A 19547-nucleotide genomic window follows, 5' to 3' on the forward strand; every position below is an offset into this window, starting at 1 on the left:
AAATCAAACTCCACCATCTGAAGACCTAAAATAGTCATTATTTCTAATTTTAAGGTGCATGTTGTGGTCATGTATAGGTGAAATAATTGTAAGAAATAAATTGTAGGGCTACTTTGTGAGGAATTAACAATTTAACCGCCAAATTATGAAGAATTTTACAATTAAAGCGCTTAGGAATTATTTATTTCTCATAGGCCTTCTTTCGAATCTGCCGATGGTTTTTTCGCAATGTCCAACAGTAGTTTGGGCCGATGAATTTTCTGGAACTTCCCTGGATGTTACCAAATGGAATTATCAGACCGGGGATGGGTGTGCAGAAGGAATATGTGGATGGGGAAATTCTGAACTCCAATCCTACCAAGAAGGTAATGTTACCGTGAGCAACGGTACTTTAAAGATCACTGCTAAAAAGGAAAGGACCCGTGGATCAAAGTATACCTCTGGAAGGATCAATTCCAAGGCAAAGGGAGATTTTACCTATGGGAGATTCGAGGCGTCAATTAAGTTGCCTTTGGGGGATGGACTTTGGCCGGCCTTTTGGATGTTGTCGACCAATGAGGTGTATGGAGGATGGCCTCAGAGCGGGGAAATAGATATCATGGAATTTGTGGCTTCAGATCCCGCCAGAATATTAGGGTATATACATTATGGCGATCTCTATCCCAACAATCAATCCCAGGGTAATACGTATACGCTTCAAAATGGAGTTTTCCCAGATGCATTTCACGAATTTGCTATTGAATGGGAGCCAGGTGAAATAAGATGGTTTATGGACGGAACATTGTATTCGGTAAAAAAGACCTCAGATGTTGATCCCTTTTTCTGGCCCTTTGATCAGGATTTTCATTTTCTGCTGAATGTGGCTGTTGGAGGTAATCTTGGGGGTACTGTGAATGATAATATGCTACCTGCAACCATGGAGGTGGACTATGTTCGGGTTTATGATGGTTTTAAAGCCTTTGTTAATGGAGAAAGGGTTGTTGCTAACCAGGCTCAAGGGGTTACCTACAGTTTGGCCAATGTTCCGGCCAACACAAATGTGTCATGGTCGGTGCCACAAGGGGCTACTATAGTATCAGGGCAGGGATCCTCCTCTGTTGTGGTGGATTTTGGTACTGAAAGTGGCGCTATATCAGCCTCGTTCAACGATGGATGTGGAGCCCAACTTTTAAACCTTTATGTTGAAGTGGAGCAACCGTATGTTAAAGCTTTTTCTTTTGAAAATTTTGATGAACCCTCTACTGCGAGCTATTCTTCGGCTACAGGCACATTGTCAGAGGTTGCCAATCCTGCGCCTAATGCCCTTAATGGAAGTGCTCTTAGCGGAAAATATGATCGTAATGCCCAAGAGCAATATGATATTTTGGTGTATGATGTGAATAACATTACAGATGCGTCCCAATATGTATCCAAGGAAAAGAAATTTTTTATGGATGTATATACATCTGCTCCCATAGGAACAGATATTATCTTACAGTTGGAAACTTCAGTAGCAACACCTTCAAATTACCCCAGTGGGCGTCATAGTCGCTATATAGCCACCATTGAAGAGACCAATACCTGGCAACGTTTGGTTTTTACATTGTTGGACAAACCAGACGGCACTGCCTCATCAACAGATGTGGGTAATATGATCTTGTTGTTCGCCTCAAATAGCTTTACCTCAGATACCTATTATTTTGATAATTTGGATAGTTATAATGTTGATAACGGAGGAGGGGGAAATCAAGCTCCAGTAGTAAGCGTTACTAGCCCAACTGATGGAGCAATATTATCACAAGGTGAGAGTATTATCATAACTGCCGATGCTTCAGATGCCGACGGATCCATAGCTCAGGTTGAATTTTATATAAATGGAAATTCAATTGGAGTTGACACAACACAGCCTTACAGTGTCAACTGGCAGGTAGTAGCAGGTAATTCAACCATTACCGCAGTAGCTACAGACAACGAGCTGACTTCTACCACCTCACTGAGTGTTGGTATAACCGGCCAAAGTACGGGTGATCCTGTGAGTGTTCATGTTGCCTCAATAACTACGGGGACCGTGGACATGGGAAAAGGCAGTAAGTCCGGCTCAGCTACGGTCACTATTTTGGACGATCAAGGAGGTGCTATTTTAAATGCCAACGTTACAGGGACTTTTTCAGGTACGTTCAGTGAACAGGTAAGTGCGGTTACCGATAGCAATGGTGTGGCTGTCTTACAGACCCTAGCCAGTTCCAAAGGGGGCATTGTGGTCAACCTTTGTGTGGATAATGTGGTTTATGCATCATTACCTTATGATTCTGCTCAAAATGTTGTTACCTGTTCAAGTGCTTCTGCAAAGTCAGGGACTGTTTCCACCCTTCCCGGTGAAGGTGATATAAGTATTGTGCAGGACACGAATATCAATTTCATGATCTATCCAAATCCGGCTAAAGATATCGTTAAGGTTACTTTTGGAGACTTAAAAAATGCAAAAGTAGCGCAAGTCTATAATTTAAGTGGCAAGGTATTGATGACCAAGCAAATGAATGGAGTTGAAGGTGAAATGGATATATCCTCATTGCCAAAAGGATTATACATTATTAAAATCATAGATAGTTCCAATACGATTAAAACGATCAGATTGGTTAAGTAATGATTTATTTTGATAGGCCGTTGGATTTTAGAATCTAACGGCTTATTTTTTTTGGTGAATCTGAATAATAGGTAGTTACGTCTTTAGGTTATATAACTTACCATGGAATTAGCCTTACCCTCTCTGAATTTTGTGCTTTGCGTGCTCCAACCCCAATTCTATCCAGGATAAAAGCTCTTCTTCTGTCTGAATAGCCTCCTTCATGACGAATACAAATTCCTTCATGGGCCGATTTGTGAAATCCATGGGCCGGGCATGTGGATTTTCTAAAACCATTTCCATTTTATCACCTATGACCCTAACAGCTAGTTCGTCTTTTACAACACCAACCGTCATTTTTCCTTGGTAGAGAAAGGAAAGTCCGCCAAACATTTTCTTTTCGGTAAACTCTTCCGGAAACAATTTTAAGGTTTCCCTTATTCTATTTGCCAAGTCCTCATTGAAAGCCATGCCGAAGTGTTTATATTACATAACGGGCCTTTGCGGTAATACTTTGGTCGCTAAAGTTACCTTCTAAATATTTTAAGTATCCTACGATTCCTATCATTGCGGCATTGTCCGTACAATATTCAAATTTGGGAACATAGGTAGTCCACCCATACTTGTTTTCCGCATCTTTGAGTGCTTGCCGAATTCCTGAATTTGCGGATACCCCACCACCAATTGCGATTTGTTTGATTCCTGTTTGCTTGGCGGCCTTTTTAAGTTTGCTCATCAGAATGTCTATAATGGTATACTGTATGGAAGCACAAATATCATTAAGGTTTTCTTCAACAAAATTTGGGTTTTCCTTCACCTGCTTTTGTATAAAGTAGAGGATACTGGTTTTTAACCCACTGAAACTAAAATTGAGATCCTTCACTTTTGGTTTTGGGAAAGGAAAGGCCTTCGGGTTGCCCAATTGGGCATATTTGTCAACCAGTGGCCCTCCGGGATAAGGCAATCCTAAAATTTTAGCACTCTTATCAAAGGCTTCACCAACAGCATCGTCCAAGGTTTCTCCCAAGATTTCAAGATCAAAATAGCCCTTGACCAATACTATTTGGGTATGTCCACCACTTATAGTGAGCGCTAAAAAAGGGAACTGCGGTTTTGGGTTATTTTCTTCATCTATGAAGTGCGCCAAAATATGGGCCTGCATATGATTAACCTCTATTAAAGGGATGTCCAAACCCAGTGCGAGCGACTTGGCAAATGAGGTGCCAACCAATAAAGATCCCATAAGTCCAGGACCACGTGTAAAAGCTATGGCGGATAACTGTTTTTTATCGATATTTGCTTTGGCCAATGCTTGGTGGACCACAGGAACAATATTTTGTTGGTGGGCCCTAGAGGCAAGTTCGGGTACAACACCCCCGTATTCCTCATGGATATGCTGCGTTGCCACAACATTGCTCAGTTTCTTGTTGTTGTGTAAAACGGCCGCTGAAGTATCGTCACATGAAGATTCTATAGCAAGAATATATATATTTTGATGTTCCACTTAGTTTTGGAATAAAATTTGAAAACAACAAAGGTAAAACAATAAAGCCCTATCAAAAAATTAAGAAAAATACTCCTTAGGATACTATTGGTGATCTTGCTGATATCAGTTCTAGGTACGGCTATCTTGTCTTTGCCCATAGTTCAAACGAGATTGGCAAAATTTGCCACGAATACAATCAACACAGAATTTGGGACAAATATTAATATAGACCGATTAAAATTTTCTCTCATATCCTGGGATACATCCTTAAGGGGAGTTTTTGTGCAGGACTATCAAAAGGACACCCTTTTTTATATCGACAGGCTTTCTACTTCTATTCTTAATATTAGAAACCTAGTGAATGGAAAATTGGAGTTTGGGGATATAAAAGTTGAAAAGCTCAATTTTAAATTGAAGACCTATAAAGGGGAGGGCAGTAGTAACCTCGAGGTATTTATTGATAAATTGGATGATAAGAAACCTAGGGATCCAGGAACACCACCATTTTATTTTTCATCTTCGGATGTGAAAATATCCAATAGTAAATTTAGGCTGATTGATGAGAACAGGGAGACATATGAGGTCCTTGATTTTAAGGATCTGAACATAAATGCCAACAATTTCTTGATATTGGGTCCAGAAGTGACCTCAGAGATCCAAAAATTAACATTTTCCAGTCAAAAAGGGCTAAAAGTGGAAAATATGGGGACTTCCTTCAAATATTCCAAACAACAGATGAGGTTTGATTCCCTTCGGATAAAAACGCCGAAATCCAATATCAAAGGTAATTTGGTCTTCAACTATAACAGGGAAGATTTTGCAGACTTTCTGAACAAGGTGAATATTATCGCGAATTTTGAAGAGTCTACAGTGTCCTTTGACGAGGTGAATTTATTGTACAGCGAATTTGGCAAGGGTAAGGAGGCTTATTTTTCCGCTACCGTAAATGGCGTACTGAACGATCTAAATACGACCGATCTTTTTTTGCAATCGGATAATACCGGGGTAAGGGGCGATTTTCATTTTAAAAATCTATTTACCAAAGCGGATCCCTTTGTGATCAATGCGCAAATGAGGAACGTGTCAACCAGCTATTACGAACTTAGATCTTTGATGCCTAAAATGCTCGGAGATAATATCCCTTCTATATTTGAAAAATTGGGCCAATTTACCATTAGGGGAACGGCAGGGATCACCCAAAAGGTCATTGAGGCAAAAGTGAACATAAATACACTTATTGGTAGTAGTTATGCCGATCTGACCCTAACCGACATAGATGATATAGACAATGCATCCTACCAGGGATTTGTTTCCTTGATAGATTTTGATCTGGGTGAAATAGTCAATAATGAGAAATTGGGTAAAACTAATTTGGATGTCAATGTAGAAGGAAAGGGATTTGTTCAGGAAACTTTGAATACTAAGGTCACTGGGGAAGTATACAACTTGGAATTTAATGATTACAACTATCAAAATTTAAATGTATCGGGGATACTAAAAGACCAGTTGTTTGATGGGTCTTTGGTATCTGCAGATGAGAATTTCAAATTTGAGTTTAAAGGGCTGGCCGATTTAAAAGAGAGGCGCAACAATTTTAACTTTGTGGCATCAGTGGCATATGCCGACTTTAAGAAGCTGAATTTTATAAAAGACAGCGTTTCTATTTTTAAAGGGAATATCGCCATGGACGTTTCCGGAAATAGCGTGGACAACTTTATAGGGGACATCAATTTTACCAAGACCAGCTATCAAAATAAGAATGAGATCTATTATTTCGATGATTTTAAAATCTCATCAACGTTTGAAAAAGATACCGTAAGGGTCATAGATATAAACTCTCCAGATATCATTACCGGCTACCTAAGAGGGAACTTTAAAGTAAATGAACTGGGCAAATTGGTCCAAAATGCTATTGGAAGCATTTACACCAATTACAAACCCTATCAGATTTCAGACGGGCAACGCTTGGCTTTTAATTTTAAAATTTACAATAAGATCGTAGAGGTCTTTTTTCCCGAGGTGGAGTTTGGTCCCAATACTTTTATCAAGGGAAGCGTTATTGCTGATGAGGGCGATTTCAAACTTACCTTTAAATCGCCCAGTATTACGGCTTTTGGGAATGTGCTGGACAGTATTGATGTGAAGGTGGATAACAAAAACCCCCTTTTCAACACCTTCGTTTCGGTGGCTGATGTCTCAACAAAGTACTACGATGTAAAAGATTTCAACCTGATCAATACGACCATTAACGATACCCTGTTCTTTAGGACGGAATTTAAAGGGGGCAGTGAATACAATGATAGTTATAACCTAAACTTTTATCACACCTTCAATAATCAAAAGAAATCCGTAATTGGTCTAAAAAGGTCCGACCTTAGTTTTAAGGGCAATACTTGGGTGCTGAATAATGAAGGTAACAATAAGAACAAGGTCATACTAAATAGTAAGTTGGATAGTATTACGATTGAGGAAATCGTAATGAACAATGAGGAAAATGAACAGATAAGGCTTAAGGGGCAATTGGCAGATTCTACCTATAAGGACCTGGAGCTTCAGTTTAAGATTGTTTCCTTGGATAAAATAACGCCCAATATAGATAGCCTAAACTTAAAAGGAGAGGTGAATGGGGTTTTAAATGTTCGCCAAAAAGACGGAATCTACCTACCGTCCTCCAACCTGGATATCCGTGATTTTACCGTTAATGACATCCGACAAGGGGATCTTTCAATAGGCATTGTTGGAAATCAGGACTTGACAGATTTTGTGGTCAACGCCCAATTATCCGATAGAGGGGTGGATAGGATGAGTGTGTTTGGTAAAATATCCAATAGGACCGAAATTCCGCAGGCAGATCTTTTGGCAAACTTTAATGACTTTAGTTTGGAACCTTTCAGTCCCCTGGGAGAAGGGGTTATTGATCGCATTCGGGGAGATGTTTCCGGGAATGCACGAATTACGGGAGATTTAAATAATTTGGATATCAATGGGCAGCTCTCATTGAACAATGCAGGCATTGCCATCCCATACTTAAATGTGGATTATGCCTTTGCCCAAAATTCCCAAGTGCGCCTCTATGACCAGACCTTTTATTTTGAGAACATTGGATTAACAGATATATCACAAAACACCCAAGCCAGCATTGATGGTAGTATTACGCATCAAGCTTTTAAAGAATGGAATCTGGATCTAAAGGTGGATACCAAAAATGATCGGTTTATGATCATGGATAAGCCATATAGCGAGGACGAATTGTACTATGGGACTGGATTTCTGAACGGGACAGGGGAGATCTATGGGTCTACCAAGGCTTTGACGATAAAGGTAAATGGAAGCACTGCTAGGGGTACCTCTTTGAAGATTCCTTTGAGCGATGTGGCCAGTGTGGGCGATTTTTCTTTCATAACCTTCATTGAAAAAAACAGTAAAAAAACGATAGAGGCCCAACGTACCATTAAAACAACGGAAGGTTTGGAGCTGGAGTTCGATCTCTTGGTTACCCCAGAGGCTGAAGTGGAGATTGTGGTGGATCAAAAAACGGGGAGTTCTCTTAAAGGAACAGGGGAAGGGATCTTGTTGATAGAGATCAATACCTTGGGTAAGTTCAATATGTATGGGGATTTTGTGGTTGTAACAGGGGAATACCACCATAAATTCGGGGGAGTAATCGATAAAAGATTTAAAGTGAGACCTGGTGGAAGTGTGGTTTGGGAAAGGGATCCTTTGGCGGCTACTTTAAATTTAGAAGCCGTTTATTCCTTGAATGCCAATCCGGCGCCCCTTTTGGACGATCCCGGATATACCAGAAGAATCCCTACGGATGTTGTAGTGAGATTAAATGGTAGATTGGAAAGTCCTGAAATCAATTTTGATATTGAATTCCCAGGAACCAATTCTGTAGTAAAATCAGAGCTGCAGTACCGTCTACAGGATCCAACGGTGATGGAGAGAAACGCCTTTTTCTTGATGGCTCAGGGCACATTTGTAAATGAGGTCTCGGGCATTAACCAACAGGCAGTAACCGGAAACCTGATACAGACTGCCTCCGGATTGTTGAACCAAGTGTTTGATGGGAACAGTGATAAGTTCGATTTTGGACTCTCCTATGAGCAAGGACAGCTGGCCAAGAGTGCGGACATACAGACAGAAAATAGGATAGGAGTGACCGTTTCCACCCAGATCAGTGATAAGGTGCTGATCAATGGTAGGCTGGGAGTGCCGGTTGGCGGGGTAAGTGAAACCGTGGTGGCCGGAGATGTTGAGGTGCAGGTATTGTTGAATGAAGAGGGGACCCTTAGTCTTAAAATATTCAATAGGGAGAACGAAATACAGCAGTTTTTGTCTAATAATCAGGGATATACGCAAGGAGTGGGCTTGTCTTATGAGGTAGATTTTAATACCTTTGAACAATTGCTTGGCAGATTATTTGGGAAAGACAAAAGGAAGGAAAAGAAAAAGGCACTACAACCAAATTCCACAGCTATAATAGAAAAAGATAGTATTATCCGATTTACAGAAAAAAACGGGGATAACTAAATCCTTAAAATTCTAAATTTTCTGTTGCTTAATTACCCAAATAGCTAAAAATTGTTAACGAAAACGTTTGAGGTTTAGTCAGTTCGTAAAATAACCTTTACTTCAATTAGTTTATTGGAATAAGTTTCCTAGTTTTACTTTTTTAAAGATTTTAATGGGTTCAAATATAAAGAAAATAGGGGTTTTTACCTCTGGTGGAGACTCTCCAGGAATGAACGCTGCCATTCGATCGGTTGTGCGTACTTGTGCGTATATGAAAATTGAATGCATGGGTATTTACAGGGGGTATGAAGGGATGATAGAAGGCGATTTCAAAGCCATGGATGCCCGTAGTGTAAACAACATCATAAATAAAGGGGGTACTATCCTAAAGTCGGCTCGTTCTTTGGCATTTAGAACCAAGGAAGGACGTCAGCAAGCATATGATAAGTTAACGGAAGCAGGTATTGATGCTTTAGTGGTTATTGGTGGTGATGGTAGTTTTACCGGAGCTTTGATCTTCAACCAGGAGTTTAACTTTCCAATAATAGGAATTCCAGGAACCATAGATAATGATATTTTCGGAACTACCTATACATTAGGATATGATACGGCTTTAAATACGGTTGTAGAGGTAATCGATAAAATTAGGGATACGGCCAGTTCCCACAACAGATTGTTCTTTGTTGAGGTAATGGGTAGGGATGTTGGTCATATTGCATTGAATGCCGGTGTTGGTGCAGGTGCAGAGGAAATTTTGATACCTGAGGAAAACTTGGGATTGGAACGTTTATTGGAATCCCTTAAGAGAAGTAAGGCATCAGGCAAATCATCGAGTATAGTGGTGGTTGCTGAAGGTGATAAAACAGGTAAGAATGTTTTTGAGCTTAAGGAATATGTAGAAACCCACCTACCGATCTACGATGTTAGGGTTTCTGTATTGGGACACATGCAAAGAGGAGGTTCGCCTTCTTGTTTCGATAGGGTATTGGCAAGTAGAATGGGAGTAAGGGCAGTAGAAGCCTTATTGGAGGGAAAGACCAATCTTATGGTAGGCATCCAAGATAATAAAATTACAATGACCCCAATAAGTAAAGCCATTAAAGGGCATACTAAAATAGATTTGGAGCTCATGAGAGTATCCGAAATAATGACAACATAAAAATTTAAAATTAGAGAAATGTCAAATTTGAGAATAGGAATTAACGGATTCGGTAGAATAGGAAGATTGGTCTTCAGAGCTACTGTGAAAAGAGATAATGTGGATATAGTAGCGATCAATGACTTGTTGGATGTAGACCATCTTGCATATTTATTGGAGTACGATTCTGTTCACGGAAGATTCGATGGAACTATTGAAGTTAAAGATGGAAATCTTATAGTAAACGGTAAAACTATCCGTATTACTGCAGAAAGAGATCCTAAAAACTTGAAATGGGATGAAGTTGGTGCTGATGTAGTTGCAGAATGTACCGGTATTTTCACCACTTTGGAAACTGCACAATATCATATTGATGGTGGTGCCAAGAAAGTAGTTATTTCAGCTCCTTCTTCTGATGCGCCAATGTTTGTAATGGGTGTTAACCATAAATCAGCTAAAGCATCTGATAAGATTGTTTCCAATGCATCTTGTACAACCAACTGTTTGGCTCCTTTGGCCAAAGTATTGCACGATAACTTTGGAATAGAAGAAGGTTTAATGACTACGGTTCACGCTACAACCGCTACACAAATGACTGTTGATGGTCCTTCTAGAAAAGACTGGAGAGGTGGACGTAGTGCTTTATTGAACATTATACCATCTTCTACAGGTGCCGCTAAGGCAGTAGGAAAGGTAATTCCTGAATTGAATGGTAAATTAACAGGTATGGCATTTAGAGTGCCTACAGCAGATGTGTCTGTGGTTGATTTAACAGTGAAATTGGAAAAAGCAACTTCTTACGAAGAGATCAAAAAAGTAATGAAAGCAGCTTCTGAAGGGCCACTAAAAGGAATTTTGGGCTACACGGAAGAGGCAGTAGTTTCTCAAGATTTTATCGGTGATACGCGTACAAGTATCTTTGATGCCGGTGCTGGAATCGAATTGAGCTCTAAATTTGTTAAAGTAGTATCTTGGTATGATAACGAAACAGGATATTCTCACAAATTGGTAGACTTGGCAGAGTACGTTTCTAGCCTTTAAGAATAATTTTTAATTGAAAGAATTCCTGAAGGTGGACATTAGTCCGTTTTCAGGTTTCTTTTTAAATATGGGCCTATGATATTAATTGTTGATAGTGGAGCTACAAAATCGGATTGGATCGCCCTAAATGATAAGGGGGAACAGTTGTTTACAACCCAAACATTGGGGTTGAGTCCAGAAGTGCTGACCAGGCAGGTGATTGAGGACCGTATGGCCAATAACTTTGAAATTTCAAAGAATAAGGATAGCGTAACCGGACTTTACTTTTACGGTGCGGGATGTGGTACAGAGCGCATGAAATTATTTTTGAAAGGCATTTTCAAGGATTTCTTTCCCAATGCCAAAATTCAAGTAAAGGAAGATACATATGCCGCCATTTATGCTACTACCAAAATAGGGCACCAAGGGATCGTTTGTATTTTGGGAACCGGATCTAACTGTAGTTATTATGACGGTCACCAACTGATACAAAAAGTAACTTCCTTGGGGTATATCCTAATGGATGACGGTAGTGGAAATTTCTTTGGACGAAAGCTTTTGAGAGATTACTACTTTCATAAAATGCCACAGGATTTGGGGATAAAATTCGCCAAAGAATATGATCTGGATGCAGATGTGATCAAGGATAACTTATACAAACAGCCGAACCCTAATACCTATTTAGCCAAGTTTGCCCGCTTTATCATCGAGAACAAGGAACATCCATATTGTCGTGGGGTTATAGACAAAGGCCTGCAACAATTTGTGAACAACTACATTATGCAGTTTGAATTGGCCACAAAAGTCCCTGTGAATTTCGTAGGCAGTATTGCACACTTCCTTAGGGATGAATTGGCCACGGTTTTAGACCGTAATGATTTAATCCTAGGGGTCATTCGCCAAAGACCTATTGAGGGTCTCATGGAATTCCATAAGGATACTATTTAATGGCGATCATGGAGATTTCCACATTTACAAACTTAGGTAAATTGGCAACTTCCACTGTTTCACGGGCAGGTGCAGTTTCTGCATCGAAATATGCACCGTAAACCTCGTTTATTGCCGCAAATTGATGCATATCTTTCACAAATATGGAAGATTTCACAACATTTTCAAAGGTCATTCCTGCTTCGGTAAGAATGGCCTTTAAATTTTCCATGGATTGTGCCGTTTCTTTTTTAATATCCCCTTCTATTAATTTCCCGGTGGCTGGATCCATGGGTATTTGTCCAGAGATATACAGTGTATTGCCAGTTAAAATTGCTTGGTTGTAGGGTCCAATGGGTGCCGGCGCATTTGGGGTAGTGATTACTTTTTTCATCTTTGATTTTTTTAGTTGTTAATACTACGTTGTGCTAACGTCTCTGACTTCTATTTTCCCATTTCAGATCCTTAAGCAGGGAGCTCTTTATCCCAATAAAGAAGTACCAACGCTCATAGGTCCCAAATGGCGTCCAGTTGAAATTCAATCTAAAACTCTCTAAATCCCTTTCAAACCTAAAAGAAGTTAAGGTGAAGCCCTTGTTTGCAAAGTCGTATCCCGAGGATACCCCAACGTTCCACATAGGGGTTAGGGAGATGTCCCCAGAAAACATTAGGGAGTTATTGGTGATTTGGTTCTGCCTATTGTTATTGTTGTACGTTACGGCATAGGCGAGATTAAGGTTCCATGGAAGTTTGTTGCCATAGCTAGTCGTTTCCTCAGGCTCTTTATTGTCATCTTCTCTAAAACTTCGTTGATTGCCAAAGTCATCTGCCCTACCAAAAAGATCATCGGTCCGTCCTCCACTGGCAGCAACATAGTCGTCCGTAGGCTCCTCTTCATCGTCCTTTTTGTTTTTACCAAAACTGGTGCTGCTGATACGATAGCTTACATTGGCATTTGCCCTGGTCAATCTAAATAGGCTTCCTCCGTTATCCTTGTTCCATGTATCTATACGTATCCCATTGTTGTCTATGGCGTAGGGATCCAAGCTGGAAGAAAAATTGATGGACATTTTATTGTTGAGGATGGTGGTTCCTCCAGTGATGTTCAAGGGGCTTAATTTTAAGGAATCCGCTTCAAAATTGTAGGCCGTGGATAGGTTAAAGCTATTGAGGAGGGAAACTTTTTTGGGTTCCAGAGCTGTTGAATCCTTATCCCGCACCTTTGCTTCTAATGTATTGGCCAAATTAAAGCTCATGGCGCTCGTTTTGTTCAGTCCGGGGGCTCCATTCAAGGTGTTTTCAAATTTACTATACCGTTGGATGTCTCCATTGGCGTTAAGAATCTGGTCCCCATTCTCATCTAAATAGTCTTGGTAATATTGATCAAAGGCTGGGGTGTACCCATAGCTCATAGATGGTCTCATAGTGTGCCTAATGGCCTGTATTTTTTTATCCTCCCCAAAATTGAAAGTTCCATATAGGGTGGTTCCAAGGCTAGCGGTCAAATTGTACTCACCATATCTCGCGAACTCAGAGACTGTATCAGTGACCACGCCACGTCTAGCATCTTCATCATATTCCCTTTCATAGGTTTGAAGGGTCCACACGTCATTGTAATTTCCCCCTACAGTAACACTAAAGTGCTTGGCAACTTTGAAGTTGGTGCTGATGGGGATGGTATGTATTGCTCCCACTTTGGCGCCCTCGAACATTTTGGAAGTGAAGAACAGTGAATCTGTGGTGGTAATTCTATTTTCTGCCCTTAGGTTGTACTGAAAGTTGATGTTCTGTATAATTCCCTTCTTTATCCCGTCCCGTTTGGCAAATGGATAGATACGCTCCACACTGGTGGTCAGTGTTGGTAAGGTAAGGTTTACTGCCTCCGTATTGGTGTTTTGGTTATGTGTGGCCGTTAAGCTCATGTTTACCGAAGGATATTCTGGAAACGTCTTGGAATAGGAAATGGAAGATGAAAGGTTATTGTTCTGTGTATTGGGAACGTTGAACTGGTTCAATGAGTTTCTATAATACTGGCTACTACCAAAGTTTACCGATGCTGAGAACCTGGAATTGGGACTCGCCTTGGTGTCCTGGGAGTGGGACCATTGGATGTTGTAATTAGTGGATCTGGAGTAATCATCAAAGCCTTTTTGACTGTTAATGATGTTTTCGTACCTGATATTTACATTTCCCCTAAACTTGTAGCGCTGTATATATTGTGATTCCCCTCTAAGACCGTAACTACCGTTGGTATACACGTCTCCTTGAACACTCAGATCCACATAATCGTTGATGGGGAAATAATACCCACCATCCTGTAAAAAATATCCCCTCGTTGGATCGTTTCCTATGTTAGGAAACAATAATCCTGCGCTGCGACCTTCCGTCAATGGAAAATAAGCAAAGGGCAATGCAATGGGGGTAGGGACATCGGCAATATACATATTGCTATAACCAGCAATAATTTTCTTTTTGGGAACGAACTTTGCTTTTCTCACCCTAATGTAATAGTCTGGATCTACAGTGTCCTTGGACGTGGTGAGTTTGCCTTCGTATAGGAAGTAAACGGAGTCGTTCTCCTTTTTGGTGATCTGTGCATATACCTTCATGGCATCGCTTCCCAGTGCTCCTACATCTGCCTGTTGTTCCGATCGGGAATTGAAGATCAATGCTTTTTGGGTATCAAAATTGAAGCGGATGGAATCGGGTCTTACCTCATTGGTACCTTGCTTAAAATACGGGATCTGGGAATAAGCACCTGTTGAATCTTTAATTCTTCCTGCGTATACCTCATTCTTTTCGTAATCCATGACGATGACACCAGCTTTTAGCTCCGTATCCTGATAATAGATTTCGGCCTCATTATAAAGGTATATTTTATGGTCTTTCTGACTGAGTTTTGCGTAATCCTTGGCCTTGTACTTAATTTTGTCCAACAAAAGGGGCTCTTTTTTGGGTAAAGAATCTTTTTGAACAGAATCTACAGCAATTGTATCCTGTCTTATGATCTTCGGTAGAGGAGAAGCCACAATGGTGTCTTGCTCAGCTTTGATGGGCACGGGGGGTACTGGGATATCTTGTGCAAACAAGGAAGTTGCTGTCAGCAACAACAGGAAATATAAAAGTAAATGATGTTTGTTTGATTGCAAGACTATAAATCCTATTTTTGTAATAGTTTGGCTTAATTTTTGGAATCCAAACTTACATATATTTTTTGTTCCCCCTGTACCTGATTGCAATAAATTTAACCATATTACGTACGCATGTGCGCAAATGGTTAAAGGAATCAGGAATGGCCAAAAATACCACCTAATTCTGGAGGAATTGAAAAAATAATGTATAAAAATTCAAAACAAGTATAACAGCATTATGGTTAAATATATTGGATACAAGCTTTTTTATGCAATCACTTTTTTGGTGCTAGCTGTATTATTGTCGGCTTTCAGTGATCCCGGAGATAAGACGCCCAAGGAGAAAACGTTTGTAGTGGTTTTGGATGCAGGCCATGGCGGTCATGATCCAGGTAACTTGGGTAATGGATATCTTGAAAAAAACATAGCCCTTAACATCGTTTTGAATATTGGTAAATGGTTGGAGAAGAATCCCAATGTTAAAGTGGTTTATACCAGAAAGGACGACACCTTTGTTGATCTTTATGTTAGGGGTCAAATAGCCAATAAGGCCGATGCGGATCTCTTCGTTTCCGTTCATTGTGATTCCCACAACTCTGATGCCCATGGAGCTGGAACCTTTGTTCTTGGGCTTCATGCCAACAAGCAGAATTTTGAAATAGCAAAAAAGGAAAACTCGGCTATCTATTTGGAGGACGATTATGAGACCAGATATGCAGGATACGATATAAATTCCCCTGAATCTGTCATAGGGTTCACCATTATGCAAGAAGAATTTCTCGATCAGAGTATTGCCTTGGCTAAATTGATACAGGATAACTTCACCAATAAATTAAGACGGGTGGATAGAAAAGTGAAGCAGGCCGGCTTTATTGTACTCCATCAGACTTTTATGCCAAGCGTTTTGGTGGAAACAGGATTCCTGACCAATAAAACGGAAGGAGCTTATTTGAATTCCAACAAGGGACAGACCGAAATGGGGAGCGCCATTGCTGCTGCCATATTGGATTATAAGAACACCCTTAACGGGAATACGGCAATGGAATATGTTAAAAAGGAAACGGCCAATGTTGCCGTTGCATCCAAGGAAGAGGTAAAGAAGCCAATAGAGGTGCCCAAAAAAGACCTGCCCAAAGAAAAGATGGTAAGGGTGAAACAAGTGGTTAACACGCCTGAAAAGCCCAAAGAATTACCTAAGGAAACGGTGGTTAAAAGTAAAGAAACCAAAAATGAGCCTCAAGAAGTAGCTGCAGCAGATTCAAAAGAGGAAGGCACGGATCCCATAGAATTTAAAAAGAAAAGCAACCTTATTTATAAGGTGCAACTTTTTGCCAGCTCTAGAGAAATACCGTTAAATTCGGAAAATTTCAAAGGGTTGAACAAACTTACGAAAGAACCTGTAGGCAAACTTTATAGATATATGTATGGCAATGCCGAGTCTTATTTTGATGCCAAGCTATTGAAGTCCAATGCAGATGCTAAAGGGTATGACACGTCTTATGTGGTGGCATATAAGGATGGAAAGCGGATATCATTGGACGAAGCTTTGAAATACGTCTCTGAATAATAGCACCTCTTCTAAAAATTATTTCTAATTTTGTTAAGAACAGTAAATCGATCTCTTTGAAAATATCTAGGGAAATTAAGACAGGAATTATCGTTTTAGGCGGTATCTTGTTGTTTGTTTTAGGTTTTAGTTATCTGAAATCTTCACCAATATTTGACAATAGTAAAACATTTTACGCGGTATATAAACATGTTGGCGGACTCCAACCTGGTACCCAGGTATCCATCAACGGTTTTGCGGTAGGAAAGGTCAATGACATCAGGTTTAAAGATGATACTGGAATGTTGTTGGTCACTTTTTCGGTGGAGAATAAATTCCAATTTTCTAAAAATAGCAAGGCCGAACTTTATGATACAGGAATTATTGGAGGTAAGGGGATACAGATAAAACCTGTTTTCGATAATGCTCCAATGGCAAAATCGGGAGATACGCTCCAAACAGAAACCAAACCGGGACTCACAGAATTGGTACAACAACGATTAACGCCTTTACAATTAAAAGTAGAGGATGCAGTTTCCAACGCAGATTCCTTATTGATTAATTTTAATGAAATCCTCGATGACAAGACCAAAAAGGATCTACGGGAGAGCATCAGTGGGTTGAATGCCTTGGTCAACAGTTTTCAAGGGAGTGCAAATACTATGAATGCATTACTGGTGGGCAATAAGGATAAATTGAACGGATCTATTGAGGATTTGAGCAATATAACCGGGAATTTCTCAAAATTATCGGACTCCATTGCTAATTCAGGTATTGTGGAAACCATGGAAAGTCTTCAATCTACCCTTAAAAATTTAGATGGTCTTATGGCCAAAATGGAAAAAGGAGAAGGTACCTTGGGTAAATTGATGAAAGACGAAGCCCTTTACGCTAATTTGTCCAGTGCTTCTAAAGAGCTGGACCTATTGTTACAAGATTTCAGATTAAATCCTAAACGATATGTGAATGTATCGGTTTTCGGTAAAAAGCAAAAAGAGTATACATTACCGGAAAACGATCCGGCAGAAAAAAGCAACGATTAGGATATGGAATACCTTCCCAATATTTTATTTGCAATAATACTAGTAGGTGCACTAACTTTTTTTACCAAAAATGTAAAAAGGTTGTCCCGTAACATTAAGTTGGGTAGAGATGTGGATGTTAGTGATAACAAACCGCTCCGATGGAAAAACATGGCCAAAATTGCCTTGGGACAAACCAAAATGGTAGTAAGGCCCATAGCTGGGATAATGCACGTAATTGTCTATGTTGGTTTTATTATCATTAACATAGAGGTGCTCGAAATTATAATAGATGGACTCTTGGGGACCCACCGTATTTTTGCCCCTTTGGGTAGTGTTTATGATTTTTTGATTGCTTCCTTTGAAATCTTGGCATTCTTGGTTATCGTCGCAGTTGTTGTTTTCTGGTTGAGACGAAATGTGACTCGAATTAAAAGATTTTTGAATCCAGAAATGAAGGGTTGGCCTAAGAATGATGCCAATTTGATCCTTTATATAGAATTGGTTTTGATGATCTTGTTCCTGACAATGAACGGCGCCGATTATCAATTACAACAGTTGGGAGCTGATCACTATACCCAAGCGGGATCCTTTCCTATAAGTCAATTTTTGGCGCCTATTTTAGATGGCATGAACATACCATCCTTGGTTCTGGTAGAAAGGAGTGCATGGTGGCTTCATATTGTAGGTATCCTGTTCTTCCTTAATTATCTGTACTATTCAAAGCACTTACATATCCTCTTGGCATTCCCGAACACTTATTTTGGTAAAATAAGACCAAAAGGGCAGTTCGATAATTTAGAAGCTGTGACTAAAGAGGTGAAATTGATGATGGATCCTTCAGCTGATCCGTTTGCCGCGCCTGTGGAAGGAGCAGAGCCTCCAGCAAAATTTGGGGCTTCTGATGTGATGGATCTCAATTGGGTGCAATTATTGAACGCCTATACCTGTACAGAATGTGGAAGGTGTACAAGTGAGTGCCCGGCGAACCAGACAGGAAAGAAGCTTTCTCCCAGAAAGATCATGATGGACACCAGGGACCGTTTGGAAGAAGTAGGGAAAAATATAGACGCCAATAATGGGGAGTTCAAAATGGACGGCAAGGAGTTGTTGGGTGATTATATTACCCATGAAGAACTATGGGCCTGTACCACTTGTAATGCCTGTGTGGAAGCATGTCCGGTAAGTATAGATCCTTTATCGATCATTATGGATATGAGGCAATATCTCGTAATGGAGCAATCCGCCGCCCCATCAGATTTGAACAATATGATGGGCAATATTGAAAACAATGGAGCACCGTGGCCATTCAATCAAATGGATAGGCTTAACTGGGAAAAAGAATTATAAAAAACAGCTTGAAGATATGAGTAATGAACTAAAAGTGCCAACCATGGCAGAACTGTTTGCAGCTGGTCAACAACCGGAAGTATTGTTTTGGGTGGGATGCGCAGGAAGTTTTGATGATAGGGCAAAAAAGATCACAAAAGCATTCGTTAAAATCCTGAACAAGGCAAAAGTGAGTTTTGCTGTTTTGGGTACTGAGGAAAGCTGTACTGGTGACCCGGCCAAAAGGGCGGGAAACGAATTTTTGTTCCAAATGCAGGCTGTGACCAATATTGAAGTATTGAACGGTTATGGTATTAAGAAGGTCGTAACTGCATGTCCCCATTGTTTTAATACGATAAAGAATGAATATCCAGGATTGGGTGGTGATTACGAAGTTGTGCACCATACCCAATTTTTAAAGCAGTTATTGGATGAAGGACGAATCACCATGGAAGGTGGTCAGTTCAAAGGAAAGCGCATCACATTTCATGACCCTTGCTATTTGGGAAGGGCGAACAATGTGTATGAGGCTCCAAGGGATCTGATAAGAAAGCTCGATGCCGAACTGGTAGAAATGAAGAACTGCAAGAAAAAAGGCTTGTGTTGCGGTGCAGGAGGAGCTCAGATGTTCAAGGAACCAGAAAAAGGAGATAAGGATATCAACATAGAAAGAACAGAACAGGCTCTGGATACTAGACCTGAAATTATTGCAGCCGGTTGCCCATTTTGCAATACGATGATGACCGATGGGGTAAAGAACAAAGAGCAAGAAGGAGCTGTGGCGGTAATGGATATTGCAGAACTGATTGCCACTGCCGAAGATTTATAAAA

13 protein-coding genes are annotated in these 19547 nt (G+C 40.2%); 9 read left to right on the plus strand and 4 right to left on the minus strand.

The genetic code is table 11. The features are described from left to right. Positions 1 to 145 precede the first annotated feature (145 nt). Positions 146 to 2623 (plus strand): family 16 glycosylhydrolase, encoded by a 2478-nt coding sequence (locus ABXZ32_RS12545; RefSeq protein WP_354619020.1) that lies wholly within the window; start codon positions 146 to 148, stop codon positions 2621 to 2623. Positions 2624 to 2737: 114 nt separating this feature from the next. Here the strand turns inward: ABXZ32_RS12545 and ABXZ32_RS12550 are convergent, their stop codons facing one another. Then, entirely contained in the window at positions 2738 to 3073 is a 336-nt protein-coding gene (locus tag ABXZ32_RS12550) for a TfoX/Sxy family protein (protein WP_354619021.1), read from the minus strand. 10 nt (positions 3074 to 3083) lie between these two features. Further along, positions 3084 to 4106, minus strand: coding sequence for a tRNA (adenosine(37)-N6)-threonylcarbamoyltransferase complex transferase subunit TsaD (gene tsaD / locus ABXZ32_RS12555; RefSeq protein ID WP_354619022.1), 1023 nt, complete (start codon positions 4104 to 4106; stop codon positions 3084 to 3086). Between the two features lie 90 nt (positions 4107 to 4196). Here tsaD and ABXZ32_RS12560 point away from each other — a divergent pair, with 90 nt between their 5' ends. The 4 genes from ABXZ32_RS12560 to ABXZ32_RS12575 all read left to right on the plus strand — a co-directional run bounded on the left by ABXZ32_RS12560 (position 4197) and on the right by ABXZ32_RS12575 (position 11709). After that, positions 4197 to 8621, plus strand: a complete 4425-nt coding sequence (locus ABXZ32_RS12560) for a translocation/assembly module TamB domain-containing protein (protein WP_354619023.1) — start codon at positions 4197 to 4199, stop codon at positions 8619 to 8621. A 154-nt stretch (positions 8622 to 8775) separates the two neighbouring features. Further along, positions 8776 to 9762 (plus strand): 6-phosphofructokinase, encoded by a 987-nt coding sequence (gene pfkA / locus ABXZ32_RS12565; RefSeq protein ID WP_354619024.1) that lies wholly within the window; start codon positions 8776 to 8778, stop codon positions 9760 to 9762. 18 nt (positions 9763 to 9780) lie between these two features. Next, a complete protein-coding gene (gap, locus tag ABXZ32_RS12570; RefSeq protein ID WP_354619025.1) occupies positions 9781 to 10782 on the plus strand; it encodes a type I glyceraldehyde-3-phosphate dehydrogenase in 1002 nt (333 codons plus the stop codon). Positions 10783 to 10857: 75 nt separating this feature from the next. Then, on the plus strand, positions 10858 to 11709 hold the full coding sequence (locus tag ABXZ32_RS12575; RefSeq protein WP_354619026.1) for an N-acetylglucosamine kinase: 852 nt from the start codon (positions 10858 to 10860) through the stop codon (positions 11707 to 11709). Here the strand turns inward: ABXZ32_RS12575 and ABXZ32_RS12580 are convergent. Together ABXZ32_RS12580 and ABXZ32_RS12585 are read right to left on the minus strand one after the other, a co-directional pair. Next, positions 11702 to 12082, minus strand: a complete 381-nt coding sequence (locus tag ABXZ32_RS12580) for a RidA family protein (protein ID WP_354619027.1) — start codon at positions 12080 to 12082, stop codon at positions 11702 to 11704. The two genes, ABXZ32_RS12575 and ABXZ32_RS12580, sit on opposite strands and share 8 nt — an antisense overlap. A gap of 34 nt (positions 12083 to 12116) precedes the next feature. After that, positions 12117 to 14837, minus strand: coding sequence for a putative LPS assembly protein LptD (locus ABXZ32_RS12585; protein WP_354619028.1), 2721 nt, complete (start codon positions 14835 to 14837; stop codon positions 12117 to 12119). Positions 14838 to 15057: 220 nt separating this feature from the next. On the opposite strand from ABXZ32_RS12585, the gene ABXZ32_RS12590 reads away from it, so the two are divergent. The 4 genes from ABXZ32_RS12590 to ABXZ32_RS12605 are packed head-to-tail and all read left to right on the plus strand — an operon-like array spanning position 15058 to position 19545. Then, entirely contained in the window at positions 15058 to 16386 is a 1329-nt protein-coding gene (locus ABXZ32_RS12590; protein ID WP_354619029.1) for an N-acetylmuramoyl-L-alanine amidase family protein, read from the plus strand. Positions 16387 to 16442: 56 nt separating this feature from the next. Beyond that, positions 16443 to 17408, plus strand: coding sequence for an MlaD family protein (locus tag ABXZ32_RS12595; protein WP_354619030.1), 966 nt, complete (start codon positions 16443 to 16445; stop codon positions 17406 to 17408). A 3-nt stretch (positions 17409 to 17411) separates the two neighbouring features. Next, positions 17412 to 18737, plus strand: coding sequence for a (Fe-S)-binding protein (locus ABXZ32_RS12600; RefSeq protein ID WP_354619031.1), 1326 nt, complete (start codon positions 17412 to 17414; stop codon positions 18735 to 18737). 16 nt (positions 18738 to 18753) lie between these two features. Then, positions 18754 to 19545 (plus strand): (Fe-S)-binding protein, encoded by a 792-nt coding sequence (locus ABXZ32_RS12605; RefSeq protein ID WP_354619032.1) that lies wholly within the window; start codon positions 18754 to 18756, stop codon positions 19543 to 19545. Positions 19546 to 19547 lie beyond the last annotated feature (2 nt).

Origin of the sequence: Sediminicola luteus (genome assembly GCF_040566555.1) — a bacterium.
In the GTDB taxonomy this organism is placed as follows: domain Bacteria; phylum Bacteroidota; class Bacteroidia; order Flavobacteriales; family Flavobacteriaceae; genus Sediminicola.